The 26,869-nt window shown below is 51.9% G+C and carries 26 protein-coding genes and 2 tRNA genes; 10 read left to right on the forward strand and 18 right to left on the reverse strand.

All coding sequences use genetic code 11. The features are described from left to right. Positions 1 to 10: 10 nt before the first annotated feature. Positions 11 to 850: a glycosyltransferase family 2 protein gene (locus F7C11_RS08050; protein ID WP_297092711.1), complete on the forward strand. Its 840-nt coding sequence runs from the start codon at positions 11 to 13 to the stop codon at positions 848 to 850. On the opposite strand, the gene F7C11_RS08055 is transcribed toward F7C11_RS08050, so the two are convergent. Continuing rightward, positions 816 to 1,811: a glycosyltransferase family 2 protein gene (locus F7C11_RS08055; RefSeq protein ID WP_297092684.1), complete on the reverse strand. Its 996-nt coding sequence runs from the start codon at positions 1,809 to 1,811 to the stop codon at positions 816 to 818. The two genes, F7C11_RS08050 and F7C11_RS08055, sit on opposite strands and share 35 nt — an antisense overlap. A gap of 63 nt (positions 1,812 to 1,874) precedes the next feature. Here F7C11_RS08055 and F7C11_RS08060 point away from each other — a divergent pair, with 63 nt between their 5' ends. Continuing rightward, the gene (locus F7C11_RS08060) at positions 1,875 to 3,497 is read left to right on the forward strand and encodes an alkaline phosphatase family protein (protein WP_297092685.1); all 1,623 of its coding nucleotides are present in this window, start codon (positions 1,875 to 1,877) and stop codon (positions 3,495 to 3,497) included. On the opposite strand, the gene F7C11_RS08065 is transcribed toward F7C11_RS08060, so the two are convergent. The 16 genes from F7C11_RS08065 to F7C11_RS08140 all read right to left on the reverse strand — a co-directional run bounded on the left by F7C11_RS08065 (position 3,481) and on the right by F7C11_RS08140 (position 20,591). After that, positions 3,481 to 5,022: a flippase gene (locus F7C11_RS08065; protein WP_297092686.1), complete on the reverse strand. Its 1,542-nt coding sequence runs from the start codon at positions 5,020 to 5,022 to the stop codon at positions 3,481 to 3,483. The genes F7C11_RS08060 and F7C11_RS08065 overlap by 17 nt on opposite strands. A gap of 124 nt (positions 5,023 to 5,146) precedes the next feature. Continuing rightward, positions 5,147 to 6,010 carry a dTDP-4-dehydrorhamnose reductase gene (gene rfbD / locus F7C11_RS08070; RefSeq protein ID WP_297092687.1) on the reverse strand — a complete coding sequence of 288 codons (864 nt, stop codon included), beginning with the start codon at positions 6,008 to 6,010 and terminating at the stop codon, positions 5,147 to 5,149. A gap of 9 nt (positions 6,011 to 6,019) precedes the next feature. Further along, positions 6,020 to 6,577 (reverse strand): dTDP-4-dehydrorhamnose 3,5-epimerase, encoded by a 558-nt coding sequence (gene rfbC, locus F7C11_RS08075; protein ID WP_297092712.1) that lies wholly within the window; start codon positions 6,575 to 6,577, stop codon positions 6,020 to 6,022. A 2-nt stretch (positions 6,578 to 6,579) separates the two neighbouring features. Then, on the reverse strand, positions 6,580 to 7,581 hold the full coding sequence (gene rfbB / locus F7C11_RS08080; protein ID WP_297092688.1) for a dTDP-glucose 4,6-dehydratase: 1,002 nt from the start codon (positions 7,579 to 7,581) through the stop codon (positions 6,580 to 6,582). Positions 7,582 to 7,590: 9 nt separating this feature from the next. Continuing rightward, on the reverse strand, positions 7,591 to 8,649 hold the full coding sequence (locus tag F7C11_RS08085; protein WP_297092689.1) for a glucose-1-phosphate thymidylyltransferase: 1,059 nt from the start codon (positions 8,647 to 8,649) through the stop codon (positions 7,591 to 7,593). A 96-nt stretch (positions 8,650 to 8,745) separates the two neighbouring features. Next, positions 8,746 to 10,278, reverse strand: a complete 1,533-nt coding sequence (locus F7C11_RS08090; protein ID WP_297092690.1) for a flippase — start codon at positions 10,276 to 10,278, stop codon at positions 8,746 to 8,748. A gap of 5 nt (positions 10,279 to 10,283) precedes the next feature. Beyond that, the gene (locus F7C11_RS08095; protein ID WP_297092691.1) at positions 10,284 to 11,141 is read right to left on the reverse strand and encodes a hypothetical protein; all 858 of its coding nucleotides are present in this window, start codon (positions 11,139 to 11,141) and stop codon (positions 10,284 to 10,286) included. Then, entirely contained in the window at positions 11,128 to 11,739 is a 612-nt protein-coding gene (locus tag F7C11_RS08100; protein WP_297092692.1) for a hypothetical protein, read from the reverse strand. The genes F7C11_RS08095 and F7C11_RS08100 overlap by 14 nt, the downstream gene beginning before the upstream one ends. 229 nt (positions 11,740 to 11,968) lie before the next feature. Beyond that, positions 11,969 to 12,709, reverse strand: coding sequence for a sulfite exporter TauE/SafE family protein (locus F7C11_RS08105; protein ID WP_297092693.1), 741 nt, complete (start codon positions 12,707 to 12,709; stop codon positions 11,969 to 11,971). A 16-nt stretch (positions 12,710 to 12,725) separates the two neighbouring features. Further along, the gene (gene cysC / locus F7C11_RS08110) at positions 12,726 to 13,271 is read right to left on the reverse strand and encodes an adenylyl-sulfate kinase (RefSeq protein ID WP_297092694.1); all 546 of its coding nucleotides are present in this window, start codon (positions 13,269 to 13,271) and stop codon (positions 12,726 to 12,728) included. 47 nt (positions 13,272 to 13,318) lie between these two features. After that, complete coding sequence (locus tag F7C11_RS08115) at positions 13,319 to 14,749, reverse strand: alkaline phosphatase family protein (RefSeq protein ID WP_297092695.1); 1,431 nt, start codon at positions 14,747 to 14,749, stop codon at positions 13,319 to 13,321. 5 nt (positions 14,750 to 14,754) lie between these two features. Beyond that, positions 14,755 to 15,690, reverse strand: a complete 936-nt coding sequence (locus F7C11_RS08120) for a DHH family phosphoesterase (RefSeq protein WP_297092713.1) — start codon at positions 15,688 to 15,690, stop codon at positions 14,755 to 14,757. 37 nt (positions 15,691 to 15,727) lie between these two features. Further along, a complete protein-coding gene (gene sat / locus F7C11_RS08125; protein ID WP_297092696.1) occupies positions 15,728 to 16,867 on the reverse strand; it encodes a sulfate adenylyltransferase in 1,140 nt (379 codons plus the stop codon). Positions 16,868 to 16,892: 25 nt separating this feature from the next. Next, entirely contained in the window at positions 16,893 to 17,120 is a 228-nt protein-coding gene (locus F7C11_RS08130; RefSeq protein WP_297092697.1) for a ribbon-helix-helix domain-containing protein, read from the reverse strand. A gap of 96 nt (positions 17,121 to 17,216) precedes the next feature. Then, complete coding sequence (locus F7C11_RS08135) at positions 17,217 to 19,583, reverse strand: STT3 domain-containing protein (protein WP_297092698.1); 2,367 nt, start codon at positions 19,581 to 19,583, stop codon at positions 17,217 to 17,219. Positions 19,584 to 19,595: 12 nt separating this feature from the next. Continuing rightward, on the reverse strand, positions 19,596 to 20,591 hold the full coding sequence (locus F7C11_RS08140) for an NDP-sugar synthase (RefSeq protein ID WP_297092714.1): 996 nt from the start codon (positions 20,589 to 20,591) through the stop codon (positions 19,596 to 19,598). Positions 20,592 to 20,680: 89 nt separating this feature from the next. On the opposite strand from F7C11_RS08140, the gene F7C11_RS08145 reads away from it, so the two are divergent. The 7 genes from F7C11_RS08145 (at position 20,681) to F7C11_RS08175 (ending at position 24,727) form a co-directional block, all read left to right on the forward strand. Continuing rightward, entirely contained in the window at positions 20,681 to 21,646 is a 966-nt protein-coding gene (locus F7C11_RS08145) for an NAD-dependent epimerase/dehydratase family protein (protein WP_297092715.1), read from the forward strand. 381 nt (positions 21,647 to 22,027) lie between these two features. Continuing rightward, positions 22,028 to 22,105, forward strand: a tRNA-Glu gene (locus F7C11_RS08150). A 10-nt stretch (positions 22,106 to 22,115) separates the two neighbouring features. Further along, positions 22,116 to 22,193: transfer RNA gene (locus tag F7C11_RS08155), tRNA-Ile, on the forward strand. 223 nt (positions 22,194 to 22,416) lie between these two features. Further along, positions 22,417 to 22,596 carry a zinc finger domain-containing protein gene (locus tag F7C11_RS08160; RefSeq protein WP_012572828.1) on the forward strand — a complete coding sequence of 60 codons (180 nt, stop codon included), beginning with the start codon at positions 22,417 to 22,419 and terminating at the stop codon, positions 22,594 to 22,596. A 19-nt stretch (positions 22,597 to 22,615) separates the two neighbouring features. Further along, a complete protein-coding gene (locus F7C11_RS08165) occupies positions 22,616 to 22,891 on the forward strand; it encodes an elongation factor 1-beta (protein WP_297092699.1) in 276 nt (91 codons plus the stop codon). A gap of 161 nt (positions 22,892 to 23,052) precedes the next feature. After that, positions 23,053 to 24,009 (forward strand): MarR family winged helix-turn-helix transcriptional regulator, encoded by a 957-nt coding sequence (locus tag F7C11_RS08170; protein ID WP_297092700.1) that lies wholly within the window; start codon positions 23,053 to 23,055, stop codon positions 24,007 to 24,009. Then, positions 23,984 to 24,727, forward strand: coding sequence for a hypothetical protein (locus tag F7C11_RS08175; RefSeq protein WP_297092701.1), 744 nt, complete (start codon positions 23,984 to 23,986; stop codon positions 24,725 to 24,727). The genes F7C11_RS08170 and F7C11_RS08175 overlap by 26 nt, the downstream gene beginning before the upstream one ends. Positions 24,728 to 24,740: 13 nt before the next feature. Here F7C11_RS08175 and F7C11_RS08180 read toward each other — a convergent pair whose 3' ends face one another. After that, a complete protein-coding gene (locus tag F7C11_RS08180) occupies positions 24,741 to 25,766 on the reverse strand; it encodes a tetratricopeptide repeat protein (RefSeq protein ID WP_297092702.1) in 1,026 nt (341 codons plus the stop codon). A gap of 161 nt (positions 25,767 to 25,927) precedes the next feature. Between F7C11_RS08180 and thsB the strand changes: the two genes are divergently transcribed. Then, a partial coding sequence (thsB, locus tag F7C11_RS08185; protein WP_297092703.1) for a thermosome subunit beta occupies positions 25,928 to 26,869 on the forward strand: 942 nt, incomplete at its 3' end.

Here is a 26,869-nt window from a genome sequence, read left to right on the forward strand (position 1 = left end):
AGTGATTGTAATGAACTTTGGAAAAAAACAAATTTCTGTTGTCATGTGTGTAAAAAACAGAGAAAATGAAATAGAGAGAGCTCTAAAGTCAGTAAAAAAGCAAAAAGGAGTATTAGAGATAATAATTGTTGATGGGAATTCTACAGATAGAACAATTGAAATAGCAAGGAGATATGCAGATAAGATATATTCAGACAAAGGAAAAGGATTAGCATTTGCAAGACAGCTTGGAGCTGAAAAAGCTAGGGGAGAGTATATAGCGTATATAGACTCGGATACAGAACTTCCAAAGGACGACTTACTAATCAGAATGATTGAAGAAATGGAAAAACATGGTTGGGTTGCTATACATGCTCAGTTGGTAAATCCAAGAAAAAACAAAACACTATGGGAATACTGTGAGGATATGCACTTAGAAACTAGATTTAATAAACCTGGCGAGAGGAAGTATATTGGAACTATTGTGTGTATTGTAAAAAGGGATATTGTTTTAAAGTACCATTTTGATCCATTTATGAAATATGCAGCTGAAGATACAGAATTTTGGAGTAGAGTTGGACAGGAACATAAATTTGGCATTTCAAGGCATGTTGCTTTTCATTATCATCGAGCATCATTTAATGACTTTGTAAAGCAAAGAATTTGGTATGGAAAAGGAAATGCAAGAGCCATAGCTAAACATAACGCCTGGAAATTGTTGTTTGTTCCTTTGGGGATAATGGCTTATGGAATTTTTCAGGCACTCAGATGTAGAAAATGTATAAAGTGTATTCCTTATTATTTGGTCTGGGGTATTGCATTGTTATATGGGACTATCACTGGACTTGTTGAGGTATGGGGGGAGAGATAACATATCTCATTTTACAATTTATACCATCGAGTAATCCTTTAACTGCCATAGATGCGTGCTTGATTTTGCCTTTTAGGCTAAATTTTGCAATAATTAGTAGGAGATTTCCCAAAAATTTTGTTAGCTTTAAGTACCCTAAATTGTTTTTTGTTAAAAAGTAATATTCATTTCTTATTTTATAATAGAGAGCATAAGCTCTTTCTTTTGATATAGTTTCTTTGTGAAAAACTTTCGCATTTTGAGAATACTCTAAGCTAAATCCAGTAGTTGCGATACGATAGAGCAAATCAACTTCTTCTTGATACAGAAAATAATTTTCATCAAATAGTCCGGTGTATCCTAATGGAATTACATTTATTAACAGTGCAGCTCCAAATAAATGTTTATATGTAATTTTGTTTTCTCCTTCTTTTAGGCCATATGGGCTCCATAGCCTAAAATGGTTAGTATAACAGTAAATCCCTGGTCCTACAACGCCGATCTTTTTGTCGCCTTCGGCGACTTTAACGAGCTCTCTCAAAAAGTTTGGATCAACAACAGTATCATTATTTAGTAATAAAATATAATCAGGATTTAAAACACTCAATGCAAATTTAATCCCAACGTTGTTCCCACCAGCAAAGCCATAATTATCTTTGTTCTTAATCAAAATTATCCGTCTATTAGGATCAAATTTCTTGTAGGCCGGTCTATTAAACTCTCCCTGCTTTGCCTCGTCTTCAGTTATCTCAAAAACTTTAATTGGTTTGTTGTATGGATTGTATTCAAAAAACTTTGAATTGACTTCAAGCCTTCCTTCTGCGTACTCCTTTATCTTTTGAACAGAGTCATCCCTGGAGCCATTATCCACAACAATAACATCATAGTTGGGGTAGGTTATCCTATATAGTGATTCTAAACATTCTATCGTATCTTTCCAGCCGTTCCAGTTGACGATGATTATAGAAACATGGGGAGACACCAAATTACACCCAAAAATACCAAAGAGCTAAAAACTTAAAAGTTTTATTCTTGATTTTACCTCTTGGAGGCTGAGTGTATGAGTAACTGCCAAAAGCTACTAATCTTTGGTCTCGATGGGGCAACTTGGGACATTCTAATGCCTTTGATAGAGAAGAAAAAGCTTCCAACATTGGAGAAATTAGTCAAAAACGGGAGTTATGGGGTTTTAGAATCAACCATCCCGCCCGTTACGGGTGGGGCTTGGCTCTCTTTAGCTACCGGGAAAAATCCGGGGAAAACGGGAATAATAGATTTTCTAAATAGAAAAAAATTATCGCATAAATTGTACCTAACAAATTCTTCTGACTTTAAAGGCCACTCTTTTTGGGATTATCTAAACAAAGCAAACAAAAAAGTTGGCATTTTCAATTATCCAATGCTATTTCCCCCGTATAGAGTGAATGGTTTTATGGTTTCAGGCTTAGGCTCTTCTCCAGACGGTGAAATAGCGTTTCCCCTCTCCTTGAAAAAAGAACTTGAAAATGTTGAAAGTCCATATGAAATCTACGTTGATTATCACAACAAAAAATACGAAAATTTGGATTTGTTTATACATGACCTAAACAAGTTCTTAGATAAATTTGAGAGGTGGGTCTATTATTTGGTTAACAATAAGGAATGGGATCTTCTCTTTTTGGTATTCTCTGTCACAGACTGGTTGCAACATATAATATGGAGGCACATAGATGAAACGCATCCAATGTACGATCCCATGGTATCTCCAATATACAAACAAGAGTTCATCAAATTCTGGCAGAGAATAGATAAGATTCTTGGAAATATCATAAACATGATTCCAAAAGATACTATAGTCTTCCTTGTCTCGGATCATGGATTCGGTCCCAATGATCAAACGTTCAACCTAGCGAAATGGCTCATTATGAAGGGGTATATGCGCAGAAAAAGGAACATCCAGAAGCTTATCAAAAAATATGCATATAAAGTTGCCACAGTCATGGCAAAAACACCAATAAGGAAATTATTCCCCACTAACACCAGAAAAAGTGTGGGGAATGCATTAAGAACTAGCATTGCAGATGAAATTGACTTTAAAAAAAGCAAAGCTTACTGTTTGGGACATACAATTCCATTTGGAGCCATCTATATAAATGAAAGCAATGAACAAGAGAAGAACAAAATTAAAACCCAACTAGTAACCGACTTGAAAAATATACGCAAGGACATTGGAAGGCAAGTTGACGTTCAAATATACGAACCTAAAAAACTCTATTCTGGAGAAAAATCTAAGCTTCTGCCGGACATAATATTTACGATTAACAACTGGAGATGTGTTATAATTGAGGACAACTTTGATAGGCCCCTATTCGAGGAGAAACCGTTTTCAACAAGACACACTGGCTCTCATAGATTAAATGGTATCTTCCTCGCTTATGGTCCAGGGATTAAAAAAGGCAAAAGATTTAATGCCAAAATCTATGACGTCGCTCCTACGATTCTCCATATATTTGACCTGCCGATTCCAAATGATATAGATGGTAGAATTTTAATGGAAATTTTTGAGGAAGATTCCAAATTTGCCAGAAGACAGCCAAAATATGTTGACCCAATCTACTATGGGAAGAAACCGGAAGACGAGAAACTCAAAAACGCAATCAAGAACCTAAACCTCAAAGGCAAAATCTAGATGAGCATCCCAACACTTTCTTTATCAATCCCAAATTTATTCCCATCTTCTTCTCAACCGCCAGCAACAGCTCAACATCCTCTCTGTCAATGCTCCTGCTGAGGAGCACCAAAACAAAGAACACTCCTGTAATTATGACCAGCGCCACGAACGCGTACACTATGCTGGGGGTCTTTATACCTTCAACCAGTACCAGAACCAGCAGTGAAATCCCCACAACAAGAGTTTTAACGTAGCTCCTTCCAAACGGGTGGATTTCGACCTTCTGATAAAGCCTGAGGGAATTCAAAGCGTTCGTCACGAAATACGACACTGCCGTGGCAGCGGCGGCACCCTCAATGCCATAAACCGGGATCAGAACGGCGTTCAGAACCACGTTTATCCCGGCTGAAACCAGCGTCGAGTACATTATAAAGCTGCTTTCCCGAATAACGATCAAACTCATCCCGTTCAGTCCCAAAAGTGTGTGGAACATGAATCCCACCGCAAGAATCCTGAGTGCCGGGGCCGCGGGGAGATACTTACTTCCAAAGAAGAAGCCTATCGTGGCTTCAGGAAACAGGAACATCAGAGTAAAGAGGGGAAATGTGGCGAGGAATATCCACTTCGTCAGAACCTGATACACCCTGCCGAGCTCTTCAATCTTTCCATGGGCGTAAAGGACAGTCGCCAGGGGAGGAAATATCAGCCCGGCTGAGTTCAGAAACAGGGGGAGGAGCCTCGCTATTGGGGCGGCGCCGTTGTACAGTCCCACAACCTCAGAACCGAGGTAGTAGCCCAGCATCAGCGTGTCCGTCCACGTCATTACAAAACCCGCAATGCCCGTCATCATCAGGGGAATTGAAAATCTAACCAGCTCTTTTCCGAGCTTTAAATTTAATGAAATCCCAAATCTAAAAACCCTCCGTTTCCACACATCAAAAGTGAGTGCCGTGAGTGTGAGAACCCAGGCGGCAACGTAGGCACCAAAGATAAAGTCAAACGGCAGTTTTAAGAGAATCCCCAGCGCGACGAGCAGGAGGAAGGCTGTGGGGTAGACAATATTCTGAAAATACACCTGCTCCCTGACCCTTCCAAAACCCCTTGAGATGGAGATTGTAACTCTAGTCAAAGCTGAAAACGGTATCGCAAACGCCACTATCCTGAGCGCATATATCAGCCTCGCCTCGTTGAAAAGCCCGGCGATTTTATCTGCCCCAAGGATTAAGACCGCCGCCCAAAGAATACCGTTCAGGGCCGTTATCAGGAGTGCCGTCAAAACCAGATCCCCTACCCTCAACGGCTCCCTCTCCCTATAAAATGCAACTTCCCTTGGCAGAGCATTCTGAAAGCCAAGCGTGGCAAGGACAAGGGCGATACTCAGTACCGTCAGTGCTAAATTAAACACACCATACTCCCCGGTGGAAAAGTACCTCGCTATCACCGCCCTGCTCAGAAACCCGAAGAACATTGAGATAACCGTCCCGGCAAAAACAACCCCCGTCCCCCTCGCGATCTTCTGCAGTGCCTGGCTCGCCTCGCCCATGGGGTTCACCTTTTTGCATCATTTCTGCTTCATTTTTGCACCGTATAATAATTCGGTCCGTAAGCGATGAGATAACGAAATAAAAACGGGATTCAAAGGGCGGAGCCCCTTTTTTCAGAGACGTTTAGAGATACCTCTTCTCTCCCAGATACTCCTTCAGTCCTTCTCTCCAGCCCGGCATCCTCAGGCCAAGTCCATGAAGCCTCGCGTTTTCCAGCGCCGAGAACCCCGGCCTCCTCGCCAGCCTGTTGAGCTCGCCCGACTTTATGGGCTTTACCTTAACATCCCAGCCAAGGATTTCAAATATCGCTCTGGTGAACTCGTACCACGAGCAGTAGCCCTCGTTCACCATGTGATAAACCCCGAACTCGGGCCGGATTTTCAGGAACTCCCTCAGAGTCCTCGCAACGTGCATCGTGTATGTCGGACTCATGAACTGGTCGTCCACTATCCTCAGCTCTTCCCTGCGCTTAGCCTTCTCAATGACCCACTCTATAAAGTTGCCGCCCTTTCCGCTCGCCCCTGCCTTCCCATAAAGGCTTGCAACCCTGATGATGTAGTACTTTGTCGAATAATTCCTCGTGAAAACCTCACCGGCGTACTTGCTCGCCCCGTAGACGTTTATCGGATTTGGGACGTCTTCCTCAGTGTAGGGCTCTCCCTTCTCTCCGTCAAAGACGTAGTCCGTGCTGACGTAGACGTTGATGGCGTCAATCTCACCGGCAATCCTCGCAACGTTCAGCGCACCGATGGCGTTGACGGCAAAGGCCTTCTCCGGGTAGAGCTCGGCGTCATCAACCCTGACGTAGGCAGCGGTGTTGATAATGACGTCCGGTTTGATTTCCTTCAAGATTTTCAGAGTTTTATGAACGGTGACGTCCAGGTCTCTGTGGGTCAGGGGTACGACCTCAAAAGACGGGTCTTCCCCAAAGACCTCTACCAAGTCTGTCCCGAGCTGACCATTGGCGCCTATTATTGCAACCCTCATTCAACCACCTCAAAATGTCCATCCCCTCTCAACCGCTTCCCTCAGCGTCGGCCATTTCCTGTCCTTCTCAGAAACTGTGGGGTCATCAACCGGCCAGTCTATGCCTATCTCGGGGTCGTTCCAGATTATTCCGCCCTCATAGTCTGGGGCGTAGACGTTGTCTACCTTATAGACGACCTCGGCAACGTCGCTCAGCACGACGAACCCGTGGGCAAAGCCCCTCGGGATGTAGAGCTGGTATCTGTTGTGCTCCGAGAGGATGACGCCGACCCACTCCCCGAATGTGGGCGAATCCTTTCTCAGATCAACTGCGACGTCGTAGATGACTCCCCGGATAACCCGAACAATCTTGGCCTGGGCGTAGGGCTCGCGCTGGAAGTGCAGGCCGCGGAGCACTCCATACCTGGACTTTGAGTGGTTGTCCTGGACGAACTCCCCTTTAATTCCTGCCTTTTCAAAGTCAGACTTCTTGTAGGTCTCCATGAAGAAGCCCCTCTCGTCCTCAAAAACGAGAGGCTTGATCAGGATAACGTCTGGGATTTTAAGGCGCTTGAACTCGAAGGGCATTCTCACCACCCCAGTTTCCAGGGCGTCGGATGGAGAACCCTTTCGTTCACCAGCGGCCTCCACCAGTCCTCGTTTTCGAGGTACCATTTGACCGTTTTCTCCATGCCCTCCTCGAAGCTGTACCGTGGCCTCCACTTCAAATCTCTCGTTATCTTCCATGAGTCGAGCGAATACCTCAGATCGTGGCCGGGCCTGTCCTCAACGAACTCAATCATATCATCGTCCCCGCCCATTATCCGCAGAATAGTCCTGACGACCTCGATGTTGGTCCTCTCCTCGCCGGTGGATATGTTGTAGATTTCCCTCGGCTCCCCTTTGAGCAGAACGGCCTCAATTGCCCTCACGTGGTCTTCGACGTAGAGCCAGTCCCTCACGTTCTGGCCGGTGCCGTAGATTGGTATCTTCAGCCCCATGCTCGCCCTTATTATCGTCTTTGGGATGAGCTTTTCCGGGAACTGGTAGGGGCCGTAGTTGTTGGTGCACCTTGTTATGGAGGCGTTCAGGTTGTAGGTTCTCGTCCAGCCGAGGACGAGAACATCGCTCGCCGCCTTGGTGGCAGAGTACGGTGAGGACGGCATCAGCGCGTCTTTCTCGGTGAAAGAGCCTTCCAGGATGTCCCCGTAGACCTCGTCCGTGCTTATGTGGACAAACCTGACTTCGGGGTTCTCCTTCCGTATCGCTTCGAGAATCGTGTAAGTGCCGATGACGTTACTCTTTAGGAAGTGCTCCGGGCTGGAGATGCTCCTGTCCACGTGACTCTCGGCGGCGAAGTTCATAATTGCATCAACCTTCTTCACGAGTTCCCTCATCAACTCAAAGTCCGCTATGTCTCCTTTAACAAAGGTGTAGCGCGGGTCGTTCTCCACATCCTTCAGGTTCGCCGGGTTCGAGCCGTAGCCGAGTTTGTCGAGGTTTATCACTTCCCAATCGGGGTGCTTTTCCAGGATGTAGCGGATGAAGTTGCTCCCTATGAAGCCCATTCCACCGGTTACCAGCAGCCTCATCATTCCACCTCACAGTATAAGCCTTGAGTTGTCGCCGATGACCAGCTTTCTGCCAAACGGATGGGAGGTGCCGTTTATTATCTTCACCCCTCTTCCGATGAGGCTCTCCACAATCCTGCCGGCGTTCCGTATCTCGCTCCCCTCAAGGATTATCGAGTCCTCGATCTCGGTGTTTTCAATGACGACGTTGTCGCCGATGCTCGTGTAGGGTCCGATGTAGGAGTTCATTATCCTGACGTTCTTCCCGATTACCACCGGGCCCTTTATCACCGTGTTCTCGTCTATTACGGTGCCCTCTCCGATGACGACCCTGCCGTGGATGCGGGCGTTGGTGTGTATCCGGACGTCGGTCTTGATATCGTCAAGGATGAGCCTGTTGGCGTCGAGTATGTCCTCCGGCTTCCCCGTGTCCTTCCACCATCCGGTGACCTTCGTCCACCCCACACGGTAGCCGTGGTCGATGAGCCACTGGATCGCGTCGGTAATCTCTAACTCGTTCCTCCAGGAGGGTTTTATGTTGTCGACCGCCTCGTGGATCACCGGCTTGAAGAAGTATATGCCGACGAGGGCCAGATTGCTCGGCGGTACCTTAGGCTTCTCGACGAGCCTTCTTATGGTCTTTCCGTCTTCACTCAGCTCGGCAACGCCGAACTGGTGCGGATTTGGAACCTCCTGGAGGAGTATGCTGGCGTCGAAGTTTCCCTCCTTGAAGTGCTTCAGGTGCTCCACTATGCCCTCCCTGAGGATGTTGTCGCCGAGGTACATGACGAAATCATCATCACCGAGATAATCCCTCGCGACCTTTATCGCGTGTGCCAAACCTTTCGGCTCGCCCTGGTATATGAACTCTATGTCCGCATCCCAATTGACGCGTTTAACGGTCTCCATCACCTGCTCCTTGTTCGGCCCTACGATAATCCCGATATCGTGAATGCCGGCCTCGATGACGTCCTCGATGGCGTAGAACAGTACCGGCTTGTTCGCGACCGGAATCAGCTGCTTCTGCTGGGAGTACGTCAGCGGCCGTAGTCTGGTACCATGACCTCCAGAGAGTATCAATGCTTTCACGATTCTTCACCAAAGATTAATACCCTGTTTGGGTAATAAAAACATTTATGCACCCTATGAAATGTATATATGGGTGCAGATGGGCCGTACAGGGTGTTAGGAGGCAAACCTTCCCAACACCTTCTTCACCCACTTCAGGTCAACCCCCAGCTTCTTTTCTATCGCCAGGAACAGCTCGACGTCCTCCTTCTCCACGCTCCCGCTGAGGAGGACGAGGAGGAAATAAACCGTCAGAAAGACCGCCAGTATGGGAACCGCGTACCATATGCTCGTCACCTTCAGGGGCATGGCCCTCAGCGTGCCGAGCAGGATGAGACTGATGCCAAGGGGCTTGAGGTAGCTCCGGGAGAACGGGTGTATCCCGGTTTTCCTGTAGAGCCAGTAAGACCTGAATGCGTTGGCGACTAGATATGAAACGGCCGTGGCAAGGGCCGCCCCCTCTATGCCGTAGACGGGTATCAGGAGGGCGTTCAGGAGGACGTTAAAGCCGGCTGCAAATACATTCCCCACCATGTTGAGGTTGGGCTCACCGATGACCACCAGGCTCATGCCGTTCAGGCCGAGGAAGGTGTGGAACATGAAGCCCAGGGAGAGTATCTGGAGGGCCAGCGCCGCCTGCACGTACTTCTGGCCGAAGAAGAACGCTATCGCCGGCCCGGGGAAGAGAAACAGGAGCGAAAATATGGGGAGCGTGAGCAGGAATATCCATTTGGTCAGTATCTGGTAAACCCTCTTCATCTCGGTCAGCTTTCCAAGGGCCCAGAACCCCGCCACGAGGGGGGCATAGAGGAAACCCGCGGAGTTCAGGAAGATGGGAATGAGCCTCGCCAGGGGGGAGGCGGCGTTGTAAAGCCCCACGGTGTCTGATCCCAGGTAGTACCCCAGCATCAGGGTGTCCGTCCAGTTCATGATGAATGCCAGTATGCCCGAGAAGAGAAGGGGCAGGGAGAATATTATGATCTCCCTCCCGATTCTGGGGTCGATCCCGGGCCTAAATTCGATGAGGCCGGTCCTCCTGATGTCCGCCAGCAGCAGGGCAAAGGTTGCCATCCACGAGAGCACGTATGCAATGAACACCGCCTGGAAGTCCCTACCTGACACCACGACTCCGCTTATGAGGACGAGGAAGGCCGCGGGATAAATAACGTTCTGGAAGTACACCTGCTCCCTGACCCTCCCAAAGCCCCTCGATACGGATATCATCACAGCGGTCAAGCTCCAGAATGGTAGGGCAAGTACGCCCGTTCTGATGGCATGGGAGAGGCGCTCGTCCTGAAGGATCAGGGCGACCCTATCGGCGGATACGAATATCAGGACAGCCACTACCAGTCCTGTCAATATTGAGATCGTTATGGCGGTTGAAATCAGTGCAGTGAGTTTTGAGGGCTTCCTCTCCTTGTAGAAGGCAATCTCCCTTGGCAGAGCGTTCTGGAAGCCGAGTGTGGCAAGGACGAGGGCGATGCTGAGGACGGTTAGGGCCAGGTTAAAAACTCCGTATTCCTCCCTTGAAAATTCCCTCGCTATCACCGCCCTGCTCAGGAAGCCAAGGAGCATAGAGATTACCGTCCCGGCAAAGACGATTCCCGTCCCCCTGGCAATCTTCTGCAAAGCCTGGCTCGCCTCGCTCATGGGGTTCACCCGGTTGGATTTTGATCCGTGATGATATTCTCAAGCTCCCTAAGTCTTCTCTCAAAGAGCTTCTCTTCGAAGACCCTGAAACCAACGTAATCCGCCAGCATTACCCTGATATCTTCCCTGTACTGGCTTCCTGTTAAAACTCCATAAATTGAAGCTGGCTTGTAGCTTTTGACCCTGTAAAGTTCTCTTAGAACATCTCTCCTGAGATAAAAGTCCTTCTCACGCCATGCATCTCTTCTCTTGTAGAACCCCATTACAAGGGAGTAAACATCAATCACGTCCTTCCAGTGCTTGTCCCTCTTGTCGTCCGGATAATCTCCCGCATTGGTGTAGATGTCGAACTTTAAAGCCAAGACCGCCTCAGGAAAAGCCACGTCAACATCCCCTTCATCGATTATATTCCTGCCGAAGTCACGAACTTCAAAGTGAACCCTCGAATAATACCCGTTTCTGAAAATTGACGAAGCGAACGGAGTGTCAAAGCTGAGCTGAGAAGGCTTTCGGTCAAATAGAAAATCAACCTTCACTTCTTCCCTGACGATTAAGGTTTTGATGGGCTTTGCAAATCTGAAGCCCGCGCTCTGAAAGCCAAGGTTTTTCATGACTTCGTTTATTTCCTCAAAGCTTTCAGCCTTTGCAAGAAAGTCAATGTCAATTGAGGGGACACCGTTGTAGCCCAAAACATTGTCCACCCAGTAATACACGCTCCAGCCGCCAACAAGAAGAACCTTCCCTTTTAACTCCTCGGCAATATTGAACATTGCGTTTATTGATTCCCTGATAACATTGTTGTTGTAGCTCCTCAGATCATAAACCTCAAGGGCTATATCGTCGGAAAGTTTAACCTCCTTCATTCTTCTCACCTTCGATTGTGGAAACAACGGTTTCAAAGACATCGTCAAAGAGCCTTGTGTACGTTCCCTGGACAAGCATATCAGCGAGAATCATTCCCCAGCCTGGGATGTAATAACCGTTGAGCTCCTTCCGGATTTTGAAGTAGAAGTCATCGTAGATGTAAACCTTGAAGGGGTAGCCGTCAGGATCCCTGAACTTCATGAGCTCTTTGAATGTTCTTTCACTTGCATAGATGATCCCACCCGCGGGGCTGATTATCCTGCCGAGCAGCCAGAGGGCTGAGTTTCCGGAGAAGAGAACCAGATCCCTCAGGTCGTAATCCGGGATAAGCTTCATGGTTACCGGGCTCAGAGAGTTCAGTATTATCTTCTTATCCTTCGCCCACCTGAATATCAGCCCCTTCCTGTCAAGGATCATCAGCTTTCCGCCCGGCACCACCGTCAGATAATTTTCCTTTCTTAGAGTCCTGACAACCTGAAAGACGTACTTGTAGTTCATCCCGGTGATTCTTGAGATTTCAGGGACTGAAATTGGGGCATGATCAAAAAGCAGGCTGTAAACCTTCTCCCTCGAAGTTGGGGGTTTCACCCTCTCCACCAAATCCATAATATCAACAAATATTTAAAAGTCTTTTGTTGATATTGATGATAAAGAACATATGACTTGAACCACATGGGTACCCCCGAACCGGTTCGGGGATTTGTCAATAAGCGCTTCGATGGCTTTGCTCGGAACCAGAAAACATTGAAATTGCTATTCCCAGCAAAAACAACCCCCGTCCCCCTCGCGATCTTCTGCAGTGCCTGACTCGCTTCGCCCATGGGATTCACCCGCTCAGCAAAGTGAACAGTCCAATCAGCAGTATTATCACGTTTATGACCATTTTAAGCTTCTCCCTATCGGCGATTCGGTTCAGGTGGGTGCCGAGGTAAACCCCGGGGACAGTCCCGAGGATCAGCGTTCCCGCGAGGCCGTAATCAACCCCACCGATGCCAGCATAGTTCAGGAAGCTGAACCCGGAGAGCGCCAGTCCGTAGACTATAGTCACACCAACGACGTCCCTCGGGTCGAGTTTGGCCACGTTCATCAGGGCAAAGCCCACTATGACCCCGGCCCCGACAGAGGTGAACTGGACGGTCAGGCCAACTATGAAGCCGAGGAGGTAAACGTATGCCCATCGCGGCCTAACGGGAAGGTTGAGCTCACCCCTGAGGAGGCTCAGAACCGCGCTGACGACGAGTATTGCCCCGAGGAGTGCGGTAAGGTAGTCGTTGAGGACGTTCCTGTCTATCCACCTGAGGAGTATCCCGCCGAGCACCACCGCGGGAACGCTTCCTGCGAAGAGCCTCAGCGCTATGTCGTATCTTATCCTGCTCTTTTTCCCGTGGAAGAACACTCCAAAGACCCTCGTGATGGTGGCGTAGAGCAGGTCGGTCCCCACGGCGGTTAGAGGCTCGACTCCGAGAAAGATGAGGGAAGGGGTCATCAAAGCCCCGCCGCCAATCCCTGTGAGGCCGACGAGAACACCGACGAGAAAGCCCAGTCCGGCGAAGGTCAGCGGGTTCAATGCCTCACCCTCCGGCTCAAGGCAGGTAGCCCATCTCGCGGGCCTTCGCTATGACTGCCTCGACTTCCTCCTCCGGCGTCATCTTCGAGCTGTCCACCCTGACCTCGGGGTTCTCCGGCTCCTCGTAGACCCCGTCGTAGCCGGTGAGGCCCTTTATCTCGCCCCGCAATGCCTTGGCATAGAGGCCCTTGGGGTCGCGCTGGATTCTCACCTCAAGCGGAGCATAGACGTAGACCTCGATGAAGTCACCTATCTCCTTCCTAGCGTACTCCCTGACGGCCCTGTAGGGCGATATCAGCGAGACTATAGCTATGACCCCGTTCCTGCTGAGGAGCTTGGCCATGTGGATTACAACCCTGTTGTGCATCTCCCGCGCTTCCTTGCTGAACCCCAGCTCCGGGTAGAGCGTCTTCCTTATCGTGTCCCCGTCAAGTATCTCGACGCGGTAGCCGAGCTCCCTGAGCTTCCTGGCAAGCTTAACGGCCAGAGTCGTCTTCCCGACACCGCTCGGCCCCGTGAGCCAGATCGTGAATCCCTTCTCAAGGTTCTTCAGCCCGTTCATTCTACCACCTCGTTTCAGCGGTTGATTGGAGGGCGAAAGGTTGGAGGTCAGAGGATGCTCCTCCCGTGCATTCCCGCGAGAGGCTCCTCCATGCCGAAGAGCCTGAGTACCGTCGGCGCGAAGTCGTAGATTGTCAGCTGCGTTGCTTTGCTCTCGTCGAAGCCCGGCAGGTACATCGAGAACACTCCGAACTCGGAGTGGTTGGCGTCATCCGGGCCTGTGTCGTTCTCAGGTAGGTAGTTGCTCGGGTGGCCGACTGTGCCAGCGGCGCGCCAGTTGAGGTTGTCGAAGTAGACCATTATGTCGGGCTTGCTTCCCTTCGCCACCGGGTAGATGTCCTCGGGGTAGTAAACGCGAGTGTCCCACTTCTCACCGTTCGGGCCGCGTATGGCCTTTATCTGCTCGGCAACCTCGTCCCTTACCTTCTCGAACCTAGAGAGCGGTATCTTTCCTTCCTTCTCCCTTCCGAGGACGTTGAGGAAAACCCTGGAATAGTAGCCGCCCCAGCCCCAGGCAGTTGTTGATTTCCAGTCGACCTCAAGGCTCTCGAAGCGCTTGACCTTCCCGTCGTGGAGGACCTCGGGGTTCTTCACCTTCAGCAGGCCCTCCTCGGCCAGCCACTGGTTCACGGCGAAGTTCCCGTGCATGGCCTTTATCCCGTGGTCGGAGACGATGAAGACCGCCGTCTCGTCGAGGTCTATGAGCTCAAGCGTTTTCCCTATCTCCCTGTCCAGGAGCCTGTAGTAGTCAGGGATGACGTTCTCGTATTTGTTGCCCTTGCCGGGGTAGAGGTGGTGGTTCGGGTCAAAGTAGCGCCAGAAGGCGTGGTGGAGCCTGTCCAGGCCGATCTCGACGAAGTGGAAGTAGTCCCACTCCTTCTCCTGGATGAGGTACCTTATCACCTCGAACCGCTTTTCCGTCATCTCCCATATGCCCTCTTTCACCTCGTCTTTCGCCTCCTTCCTGAAGGGGACGTCGAAGATGTACTCCCCAACCAAGCGCTCGATCTCGCCCTTCAGATCCTTCGGGTAGGTGTAGTCGACGCTCGCATCGGGGGTTATGAAGCAGCTCACGAGGTGTCCCCTCATCGGCTTCGGCGGGTAGGTCGGAGGGACGCCGACGATTATCGACTCCTTCCCGCGCTCGCCGAGGTAGTCCCAGAGGGTCTTTTCTTTCACCTTCCTGCTGTGGGCTATCCAGTAGTCCGTGTAGGAATAGCCAGTCCTGTGCCTGAAGCCGTAGAGCCCGAGCTCTCCCGGTGTCTTCCCCGTGACCATCACCATCCACATCGGGATGGTTATGGCGGGGATTCCGGTCTGCATCGGGCCATAGACGGACTTCTCCAGGAGCTTTTTCACGTTGGGCATGTCGTCAATGAAGCGGTTGAAGAGGAGCTCCGGCGGGGCGGAGTCGAGGCCTATGACGAGCACCTTCTTTGTCCTCTCCATCCCTTCCTTAACCTTCCTCTCAAACTCCATATTCCTCACCTCGTGTACTCCTCGATGATTTTGAGGACGTCCTCGATTTTATCCCTCTCACAGACGCAACCCAGCACTTCCCTCTTGCCGCCGGCGTTGGTGCCGAGGGATTTAACCCTGGCGATGACTTCGGCCATGTCTATCCTTTGGGCTTCCTCCGGAGAGATTCGGAAGTAGACCTGGGCCTTCCCGTGGAAGTTCCCGTTGACCACGACCGCACCCCTGTAGTTCATCTCCCAGACGAGCTTCCTCGCGACCTTGGAGATTATGTTGAAGGGGCTCTCGAACTCCACGAAGGCGAAGCCGTTCCGCTCTTCAGCCCCCGAAACTGCCTCCTCGATGGCATCCCTGATGGCCTCAGCCTTCCTGACCCAGGGTTCGTATTCGAGTAGGTCTCTGACGTCGTTTTCGAGGAGAATCCCTACGGCTCCCTCGACGGCTTCCCTCTCCATGGCGATGTAGCTGGAGTCAATCAGTTCAATCAGCCTTAAGGCTTCCGTCCGTGATAGGTTCGCTTTCCGGAGGAGCTCGTTAACGGTCTCCAGCTCGAAGGCCTTTTTCCCGATATCGCCAACGACGCCGAGGGCACTCCAGGCGTTGAAGAGGCCGAAGTGCTCCGAGACGACGAGTGAGCAGGAGGGGTAGTAGTCACCGTCCAGCGACGGATTAACCTGCTCCACGAGGGGATTTTTGATTTTCGGCTGTGTGTGGTGGTCCATGAAGAGGGTCGGGATTCTTACCCTCTCGACCTCACCCGGGACATTGAAGTCAAGGACGTAGAGTTTTTCTGCCTTTTCGACGGCATTCCATATCCTTTCGTCAAACCTGAACTCGCCTATCGGCGCCGTCATGTTGGTGAACTCCTCCAGCTTAAGGGCCCTCACGAGAAGCGCCGCCGATGTTACCCCATCGGTGTCCCAGTGGTGGACGATTAGGTGCATACTCATTCCTCCGGCGGATAAAAGTTGAAGGGGAAAATCACCCGACGAAGGGGTTCTCAAAGCTCCTCACGACTTCAAAGACCTCCGGGCGCATCATGTACTCCGGCGGCTGTTCTCCGGTCATTATCATCTTCCTGAGCTTGGTGCCGCTTATGTGGACGTGGAACTCCTTGGAATGGGGGCAGATCTTCGCGTTGACCATGCCCCCGCACTTCCTGCAGTAGAAGGACTCACGGATGAACATGGGGGTTATCCCGAGGTCGGGGAACTCTCCAAAGAGATCCCAGGCCTCGTAGGGGCCGTAGTAGTCTCCGACTCCGGCGTGGTCCCTTCCGACGATGAAGTGCGTTGCACCGAAGTTCTTCCTCATTATAGCGTGGTGGATGGCCTCCCTCGGCCCGGCATAACGCATCTCGTAGCGGACCGTGGCGAGGGTTGCAGCGTCTTTGGGGTAGTAATGCTCGAAGAGCGCCTCGTAGGCCCTTATTATGACCTCGTCCCTGTAGTCGCCCCTCTTCTTCCTCCCAAGGACTGGGTTGATGAAGAGGCCGTCCACGAAGGTGAGGGCAGCCTTCTGGACGTACTCGTGACCGAGGTGGGGCACGTTCCTGGTCTGGAAGGCGACCACCGTCTTCCAGCCGCGCTCCTTGAAGAGAACCCGCGTCTCGACCGGCCTTAGGGTGTACTTGGCGAAGGGGTTCGGGAGCTCGTTGAGGAGCTCTATCTCACCGCCGACGAGGTAGTTCCCCATATCCATAACGCGAGCCACGCCCGGGTGATTGGGGTCATCGGTCTTGAAGACCTTGACCGCGAACTCCCTCTTATCGTAGGTGTAGATCTCCTCGACGTGCATCCTGGCTATCGGCAGGTCGTCGTAATACAGCAGTACCGCATCGCCCTCGTCGAAGGTCCTCTCCCTCACGTCGAGCACTATCGGGATAGTCCAGGGCGTGTCGTCGCTCAGGCGCATGTGGTCGAGGACGCTCTCGAAGTCGTCGCTCGTGAGGAAGCCCTTGAGGGGTGAGTAGACACCGTGGGCGATGTTCTCAAGGTCTATAGCGCGACCATGCTCAATCTGGACGCGGGGATATTCCTTCTGCTCGCCCAGAATTCTCTCGCGGGTCCTCTCGGCAACGAGCCTCCTGACGAGTCTGCCACCGTGCGGCTTTGAGACCATGGTATCACCTCAAAAAGGAAAGACCTCAGTCGAGGTAGCCAAGGGCGCGAAGCCTCTCCTTGACCTTCTCTTCCTCCTCCTCGGTGAAGACCTCTTCCTTCTCCTCCTCTTCGAGGCTCGTAAGAACCTCGCGGAGGACGTAGGTCACGTAGTCGGAAACCGAGGTGAAACCGGTGCCCTCTATCCTGGCCTTAATCTTGTCGTAGAGCGGCTTCGGTATGGAAACGGTCGTGTACTTCTTCTCCTCAGCCATCACAAACACCTCCGGTCTTAATGATATTTAATTACATTTAATTAAACGATGGGCGGAGAATATAAAGATTTCGAAAAACGGGTGAATTCTGGAACATCAATCCCTGTTGCCAGTACCGGATAGTACGTCCGAAATTCTGAAGACCCCCCTGTCAAGCACGATATTCTTCTGGGTGTAAGTGTACCTAACAACTACGCTGCCGTTCAGGTTCTCGGGCAGGACGAACTCGTCTTTTCCCTTCACGCCGTACCACTTCTTGAACACCTTTGTCCCGTTGTCGAGGTAGCCGAATATCCCAATCCCCGTCCCGGTGGCGTTCTCAAACTTAAGGACAATCGAGCCGTTCTCCCCAGTGACGACCACGTTGGGGTGCTCAAACCGGAATATCTTGATGTACCCACCGTCCGAATAAACCTCCGTGAAGTTTGGATGGTCATCCGTGAACATCAGTCTGGCGAGGGGGGTTTCAAAGGCTTTCCCGTTCATCAGTACTGCATACCCGTAGTTCAGGTTTATGTAGACGTAGGCATCGGCGTTCGGCTTGCCTGTGAGGGTCACGCTCTCCACAGATTTTCCCCTCTCAACGAAGACTTCGCGGGGAACCAGTATCGCCCCACCCGTGCTGACCTGAACACTCCAGTAATCCCCTTTGAGAACCGCCATGATGGAATACGGTCCGGCTGAAAAGAGGAGCATTCCGCCGGTGGATGACACGAGTGGCATTGGAATCATTGCGTACTCAGCAGGGGAGGCGTTCGCCGTCTCAAGAACTGCCCCGAATTTCATTATGGTGTCGTAGGAGACGATGACGTAGTCGACGCCCCTTCCCATGAGGGCTTTCTCATCCTTGATCCCGAGGTAGTACTGCGCCACCCACTTGCTGGGACCGCCCTGGGCCACGGGTGCCCTGCCCGCAAAGTAAGTAACCCAGTGGCCCTGATCCCACCAGGTCAGGACGACGTCGTTGATGCTTGGGTGCTCTCCGAGGTATGTAAGGGCTCTATCCCATGCTTCGTTGGTGATAGGCTCGATTCCCTTTGTTGTCCAGACCCCATGAACCGCCGATGCAAGGGGGACTGAGAGCAGGATCAAAGCCAGTGCCGTGGCCCCAAATTTCCGGCCACTCACCCCGGGCAACACTGCCTCATACGTTCTTACAGTGCCTACCCCGGCCATCACGGCAACCGCGAGAGAGCCTATGAAGAGGAATCTTGTCCAGAGGATGATCATTGGAACAGCCACTATCACTAGCCCGAGGACAACGAAGTCCCCTGTTTTGCTCCTGTTTGACCGAAAACTTAACAGAAATGCTGGTGCGATGAGAATCGCCGGCCCATAGGCCTCCCAGAGATCACCCAATGAAGACCTCTGAGTCTCCACGATGGGAGCCGCCGGGAACAGTCTCAGCAGTATCTCATTCAGTATTCCATAGTATCTAACCCCCACCCAGAGTGCGAGTACGACCCCGATACCAACCACAACCGCCCGCTGCTTTCTCTCCCTCAGCACCCTGGAAAGCACGAACAGAACTGCTATCACCACGATGGAAACGGGCACCGCGTATTTGAGGTACATCAAAAGAAAAGCGTCCTTAATAAACCCGAACTGAAGCCCAAACTCTTTGGCAAGGGCCTGCCCAAGCCCCCTCGTTGAGGCCGCCATGCCGTACCCAAACCGAGAACCCAGCGAGTTGGCCAACAACGCCCCCAAAGCGGTTGCCGCCACTAAAGCAGAGGCGTCGATGAAAACCCCCTTCTCGTCCAGCAGAAACGCTCCAATGGCCATAAGCAGGGCGCTTCCAAGAAGAAAGCCAAATATGGGGTAGTAAGCCTGCCAGAATATCGCCGCAAAACCACTGGAGAGGGCGGGTATCAGGTAGAATGCCAGCCGCCTGTACTTCCACCCTTCACCGTTCTTGGTCAGCGCCAGTGCGATTCCAAACAGTGCCACGCTGTACCAGAAGAGCATGTAGTTGTCTCCCCTGTAGTAGCCGGCCATCGAGCGGAAGACGTGGCCGAAGAGAACCGCCAGAAAGAACGCCGAGAGAAAGGCCTCCCTCCTCCCAAAGAGCTTCAAGACGGCCAGATACGTGAACAGCACGGTCAAAACCCCAAAGATAACGGGCGTTATCCTGAAGGCGTTGTACAGGGAAACCCCGAAGACTGAAAGGAACCTATACACGTAAGCCGGAGTCATCCAGAGGCCGAGAGGGTGAGAGTTGTGGATCTGGAATCCCCACGGCCCTGTGGCATAGGGGAAGAAGTTCACCCACTCCCCCTTCTCCAGCGCGTACCTGATGTATGCGAGGTGGAAGTAGGGGTCGTAGCCGAGGAGGTACCTGAAACGCATCGGGAGGAGCCTGATGGCAGAGGCCAAAACTACGAGGAGGGCGGCGGCATACTTCGGGGTCAAAATTATGTTGTACGCCCCGGTGAGCCTCCCTTTGATCTCGTTAACATCCATTAACATACCCCCTCATTCTCCCCTCTGTATCTTCGCGTGGCCGCCGACGAGGCTCTTCCTCAGCTCAAGGTTTCTTATCTCGCACTTCTCGTCTATTATCGAGCGCCATATCGTGGAGTTGCGTATTATCGTTCCCCGGAAGATTATTGAGTCGCTTATGTCGGAGTTCTCTATCACGCAGTTCTCACCGATGTAAGCGTAGGGGCCTATCATCGACCGCCCGAGTATTTTGGCACCGCGCTTTATGACAACAGGCGGTATTATCTTCGCGTAGGGGCTGATCTGAATCTCCTCCACGTGGCTCTCATTCAGGAGGGTCTTCAGCGCCTCAAGGTAGCTGTCGGCAGAACCTATGTCGTACCAGTACTCCGAGAAACGGTAGGCCCGTATCTCCTCACCCTTCTCAAGGAGCCACTGGATGAAGTAGCCCGGAGAATCCCTGTTGCCGTTGGCGAGATACTCGTCCACGCGCTCCATAACGTACTTGGGGAAGACGTAGACACCGGTGCTCACGAGGGTTGACCTGGGCTCGGTGGGTTTTTCCTGGAACGAGACAACTTTGTTCCCCTCAAGCATGACCACTCCATAGCGCTTGGCGAGCTCAAGGTCGCCGACGTCGTAAACGGCTATGAGCGTCCTCCCGTCGTAGGAGTTCAGAAAGTCCCGGAGGGAAAAAGAAAACAGGTTGTCCCCGGCTATCACGAGGTAGTCGTCGAGGCCGAGCTCATCCAGCGCGTTTTTTAGAGCACCTATCGTTCCGAGCTTCTCCTTCTCGTGGAGGGTGTCCTCGACTACCAGCCCCACCCCGTACTTATCCGCATAATGCCTGAAGTGCGCTTCAAAGAACCGGTTCGTCGAGATGTATGCATCCAGTCCCAGTTCACCCACCTTTTCCAGAATATAGTCGAGTATCACACGGTTCCCCACGGGGAGCAGGGCCTTGGGATTATCTTTCGTGATTGGCCACAACCTTGTGGCATATCCACCGGCCATGATTAGAACTTTCATGGTCATCACCGCGATCGTCCCTAAAGCTGAAGGATGATACGCCCCAAATGTATTTAAATTATTCCGTTTCATCAACGGTGGTGGTAGAAATGAGAGTTCTAGTCACGGGAGGCGCAGGCTTCATAGGCTCCCATCTCGTTGATGCCCTGATGGAATCTGGAAGCGAGGTCAGGGTTCTCGACGACCTGAGCGCAGGAAGTCTGGACAACATCAAACGCTGGTTGAACCATGAGAGGTTTGAGTTCATAAAAGGGGATATGAGGGACGCCGAAACTGTAAAGGACGCTGTTGAAGGTGTTGAGGCGGTCTTTCACCTTGCCGCCAACCCCGAAGTGAGGATCGGCTCCCAGAGCCCCGAGCTTCTCTACGAGACCAACGTCCTCATAACCTACAACCTTCTGAATGCCATTAGGGACTCGAACGTTGAGTACCTCGTCTTCACGAGCTCCTCAACGGTCTACGGAGATGCCGACATCATTCCGACGCCGGAGGACTACGCGCCCCTGGAGCCGATAAGTGTCTACGGCGGGGCGAAGCTCGCGGCCGAGGCTCTGATCAGCGGCTACGCTCACACCTTCGACTTTAAGGCGCTTATCTTCCGGCTGGCCAACATAATAGGCGAGCGCTCCAACCACGGCGTTATCTACGACTTCATCAACAAGCTTCGCAGAAACCCGGAGGAGCTTGAGATACTAGGCGACGGAACCCAGAGGAAGAGCTACCTCCACGTGAGCGACACCGTTGAGGGTATGCTTCACATCTTCGAGCACTTCAAGGGAGAAAACAAGGCGGTTGACTTCTACAACCTCGGCAACGAGGACTGGATAACCGTTAAAGAGATAGCGGAGATAGTGAGCGAGGAGATGGGGCTGAATCCTGCCTTCAGGTTTACCGGCGGCGTCGACGGCGGCCGCGGCTGGAAGGGTGACGTCAAGTTCATGCGCCTGAGCATAGAGAGGGCGAAGGAAACGGGCTGGAAGCCGAGGCTGGACAGCTATGGGGCTGTGAGGAGAACCGTTAGGGAACTCCTGTCGGCTAATCAGTCTGGAGAATAGTGAGGGGCACCGTACGAAAGAGGCCGGAGTGAAGTTCCACTCCTCGCAAACCTTTCCCTGTTAATTGCAGTTTCATGTTCCGTTATGGTCCATGAAACCACTCGGGTAAGATTTGCTTCGGGGTGAAGCTTTCGCTTCAGTCTCCTCCGCACGGCACCCCTCAAACACTATTGGGGGCTTTAACTATATAAACCTTTGCTTTTATTTATTGCAAAATTTCATGCCAACTTTTCGAAATAATTTCACAAAATTGGGCATTTCCCGTTGGGCTGGAACATTCCCACGGCGGTTTTATGGGTCTGGTGGTCGTTTGTCCCCCTCGGGACGTTGGCAGTTTACCGAAATCTTTTTAAACCCTCCTTCCTCCCTAATCTCGGACGCGCCCCGGTGGTGTAGCCCGGTCAATCATGCGGGACTCTCGATCCCGCGACCCGGGTTCAAATCCCGGCCGGGGCACCAGAATTCTCTTGGGCCCGTGGCTCAGCCTGGTCAGAGCGCCCGCCTGATAAGCGGGAGGTCCGGGGTTCGAAGCCCCGCGGGCCCACCACAACAGCCCTTTCTGAAGAAAAGTCTGCGAGTCCCGTTCTCCTGAGGATATTGTGGTTTCGTCACTGTAGTTCCAATTGAATTTTATAGTGATGTCCTGAGTAATCCCGCCATTAATCAATAGGGACCTCATACCCCGAGGGAGCCCTCAGAGAAAGGTTTATAAGCCAACCCCCGCAATGCCCACCAGTGATTAAAAACCACCTTTCTCGGAGGTGTTCGCAGTGGAAGCCAAGTTCGAGATACCCGTATGCACATCATGCGGAAAGGAGATAACCCCAAGGGAGCACGCCACTCACTTCGTCTGCCCGAACTGTGGCGAGGAGATAATCTGGCGCTGCGAAAGCTGCAGGGTCCTCTCAGTCCCCTACAAGTGCCCCAAGTGCGGCTGGGAGGGACCGTGAAGTTTAGGAGGTGAAAAAGATGGCTGACTTCAACCTTGTTGGCGTTATAAAGGTCATGCCGACCGACCCGGAGGTCAACCTCGACGAGCTTGAGGAGAAGCTGAAGGCCGTTATCCCCGAGAAGTTCGGCCTCGCCAAGGTCGAGCGCGAGCCTATAGCCTTCGGTCTCGTCGCCCTCAAGTTCTACGTCCTCGGTAGGGACGAAGAGGGCTACTCCTACGACGAGGTCGCCGATCTCTTTAGGCAGGTCGAGAACGTCGAGAGCGCAGAAGTTGAGACCGTTTCGAGGATCTGAATCCTCTTCTCTTCCTTTGATTTGGAGGGCTTCTGTTTTCCTATTCTGTACTTGCAGTAGCTACCCTTGCTTGTTGTGAACGCCGCTGAAAGTACTCTCATTCCGAAGAGATGTGCCAAAAATCAAAAAGTTTTTATAAAACCTTTAACAATTTTAGCACGATGATGGGCATGCTAACCCGGGCAGAGCTCAGAGTTCTCTCAGTTCTGCATGAGCCGGCCACCCTCAAAGAACTCTCTGGGCAGCTTGAGGTTTCCCGCTCTCGCCTTTCGATAATCGCCCGTTCCCTAGAACGAAAGGGCCTTATTGAGCGGCAGAAGAATGGAAAGGAGATTCTACTCATTCCTTCCAGCTCCAAGCCCCTCGAACTTTTCCACGAGCTTCTAACGAGGTTTCCTCATGTTGACTTCATCTCTCTCTTGGCAGGTAGAAAGCTTAAGGTCATAGGCGGAATGGCCGTTGAGGAGCCCAGGCCGGTGTGGGAAATCTCCCTGAGATCCAACGTTAACCGCTACACGGTGCATCACGTCCTAACGGAGCTGATGGAAAGGCTCATCGTCGGGAAAAACGAGAAGGGGTATTTTATTGCGGAACGGTTTTCGCTCGTCAAAGAGTTCGCCGACGAATACTTTCGCCTGCAGAACTCGATAAAGGCAAAGAGCTTCAGCCATGATTCGGTAGTCCTCTGGAGCGGCGTTAATGAGTTCATCCTCGCTACGAGAAGCTTCAGGGGCTTGGCGGTAGATTCCTTCCAGCTCACTGGCCCCCCCCGCTTTTCAAGCTATAGTCTCAGCGTAATCTCGGGAGGAGTCTACCACTATTACTGGCCTTCCAGGGGGATAACGCTCGAGGAGGCCATCGTTCATACCCTGGCAGTTGGAGCTGGCGCGAGGGAGCTCCTCTACGTCGTAACCATCCTAAAGGTCAAGGGATTTAACGTTGAGCGGCTCAGACGTCTGGCCATTAAGTTTGATGTCCTCGGAGTTGTTGACGAGATTATTGAGTATCTTGGCGGAAAAGAGAAAGGTTATCCGTTCCCTTCCAGGTATGAAGTTGAGGAGCTCTGCCGTCAGTACTTTGGAGGCCCTGAAAATGATAACGAGGGAAAGATTGGTTAAAGAGTTTGCTCTGCTGGACGAGAAAGCAACTCTATTGGCCTCTCGGGGAGTTATTCCCGAGGAAATAAGGCTTTACCTTATAGGTGGTGGCAATCTTGCATTGAGGGGCATAAAAGACGCCACCGCAGACGTAGATGTGGTGGTTGAGAACGTTCGAGTTCTGGGATTCCTTGATGAGGTTCTTACGAATCCCTCACCTGAACTTAAAGTAGGTTCGGGTGTCAGGGTTATCTACGTGAAGAAGGTTGAGCACGAATACAAAGTTAAACTGGGGGCCGTTTCGGTTTACAGAAAGCTTGACCCGGAGATGCGTGATTTCAACATGGATGTCTTTGTGAGGAGGGTTCTAAGAGGGCTCACACTGTCGGAGGGTATGAAAAACCGCTCGGTACTTCCCGATGAGTTTGGGGATTTCGAGACTATTAAGGTTCGACTGGTGTCCCTTGAGGACATTTTCCTGTTCAAAGGGGTTACATCTCTTGGCAGGGCCAAGGACATTGATGATTTGCTTCGCTTGATTGAGTATGGTGTTGATTTTGAGATGATGCTCGGCGAGCTCAATAATCAAAGAACGATCATTGGGTCGGAAAGGTTTGAGTGGCTCGTGGGGCTCCTTTATGAGAAGTCATTGATTCTCAGAAAGATACTCGCAGAAAAAGGACTCAAAAGCAGGTCCTTGGATAAGTTCATTAAGGAGCTGGAGCTCTCTTTCATTTAAATGAAAAAGAAACTCAGAGCCCCAAACTCAGGCTCAGCTTTGGCTTCTTCCACTCGTCGAGTATCCCTCTCAGTTCTTCGTTCTGAACCTTGGCGTAAAGCTCGTCGAACCTCTTCTTCGCTTCCTCGTCTCCTCCCCTCCAGCGGGCGAGCTCGGCTATCGCTCTGAAGAAGTGGGCAGTGTCGTCCTCGAAGAGCTCCGCAAAGGACTCCATGTTTTTAGCTACGACCTCGTAAGCCTCCTCGTTGAAGAGCCCCTCTATGAAGTCAACGAGAGTATCAAAGACGAGGCCAAAGATCTCGTCGCCCGTGTCAACGGCCTTAAGAAGCGCGTCCCGTACGGCCCTGAAGGCCTTGTCGTACTCCTCCCTTCCCGCGAATATCTCCGCCTCTACCAGCCTGGCGTTTATCTCTATCTCGTCCTCCCTCGGGTTGCTGAGGACTTCACCTATCAGCGCCTCGGCAGCGTCGTAGTCGCCGAGCTCGTACCTGAAGTGCGCCAGGTCGAGGAGGCTTATCATGTGGTTCTTCTCGTCGTTGAGCCTCTCGAATATATCCCTAGCGCGCTCCATCAGCTCTATCGCCCTCTCGATCTCGCCCAGCTCGTCGTAGTTCACCGCCATGTTCGCCAGTGTAAGCGCTATCTCCCTCTCGTTCTTGAGGACTTCCTCCTCAAGCTTGAGCAGCTCCTCGTAGGTCTCTATCGCCTTCTCTGGCATTCCAAAGTGCTCGTAGGCGTCCGCCAGGTAGTAGAGCGCGGTGGCATACTCTTCCGGGTCGTCTCTTCTTCCCTCCGCTATTCTCCTGTACAGTCCGATTCCGGCGTCGGCGTCGTCGAGGTGAGCGTAGACGTGGGCTATCTCATGGGCAAGCTCGTAGGGGTCATCACAGCCAACAACAACCTCTTCAAGCCTCTCCAGCTCGCGCCTGAGAACCCCTTCGTCCTCGATGCTCTCCATGTAATCGTCAAAGAACTCAAGCAACTTCTCACAGTTCCTCTCGCTCAGGGCTTTCTCCCATTGGGCCTTAACGTTCTCCATCTTTCATCACCTGACTCCGGTTCCCCGAACGGGTTAAAAATGTATGGTGATCTCTGACCGAAAATTTTATAAATAATTCAAAGGAACGATAATGCGGAAACACTAATTGTAACTAAAAGTCCTCCGTCAATAAAAACAAAAACGGGCGGAGGTGGGAGGAGATGGCCCAGCTTGCTGGACAGCCGGTTGTTATTCTGCCTGAGGGGACTCAGAGGTACGTTGGTAGGGACGCCCAGAGGCTGAACATTCTCGCCGCGAGGATTATTGCCGAGACGGTGAGGACCACCCTCGGCCCGAAGGGTATGGACAAGATGCTCGTCGACAGCCTCGGAGACATCGTCATCACCAACGACGGTGCAACCATACTCGACGAGATGGACATCCAGCACCCTGCTGCTAAGATGATGGTTGAGGTTGCCAAGACTCAGGATAAGGAGGCTGGCGATGGAACTACCACTGCCGTTGTTATCGCTGGTGAACTCCTCAGGAAGGCTGAGGAGCTCCTCGACCAGAACATCCACCCGAGCATAGTCATCAAGGGTTACGCCCTCGCTGCGGAGAAGGCCCAGGAGATACTCGACGAGATATCCAAGGACGTTGACGTTGAGGACGTCGAGATGCTCAAGAAGGCCGCCGTTACTGCCATCACCGGAAAGGCCGCCGAGGAGGAGCGTGAGTACCTCGCCAACATCGCCGTCGAGGCCGTCAAGCAGGTCGCCGAGAAGGTCGACGGCGTCTACAAGGTCGACCTCGACAACATCAAGTTCGAGAAGAAGGAGGGCGGCAGCGTCAAGGACACCAGACTCATCAGGGGCGTCGTCATCGACAAGGAGGTCGTCCACCCGGGCATGCCGAAGAGGGTTGAGAACGCCAAGATAGCGCTCATCAACGAGGCCCTTGAGGTCAAGGAGACCGAGACCGACGCCGAGATCAGGATCACCAGCCCGGAGCAGCTCCAGGCCTTCCTTGAGCAGGAGGAGAAGATGCTCCGCGAGATGGTCGACAAGATTAAGGAGGTCGGAGCCAACGTCGTCTTCGTCCAGAAGGGTATCGACGACCTCGCCCAGCACTACCTGGCCAAGTACGGTATCCTCGCCGTCAGG

The sequence above is a fragment of the Thermococcus sp. genome (assembly GCF_015521605.1).
Classification (GTDB): domain Archaea; phylum Methanobacteriota_B; class Thermococci; order Thermococcales; family Thermococcaceae; genus Thermococcus.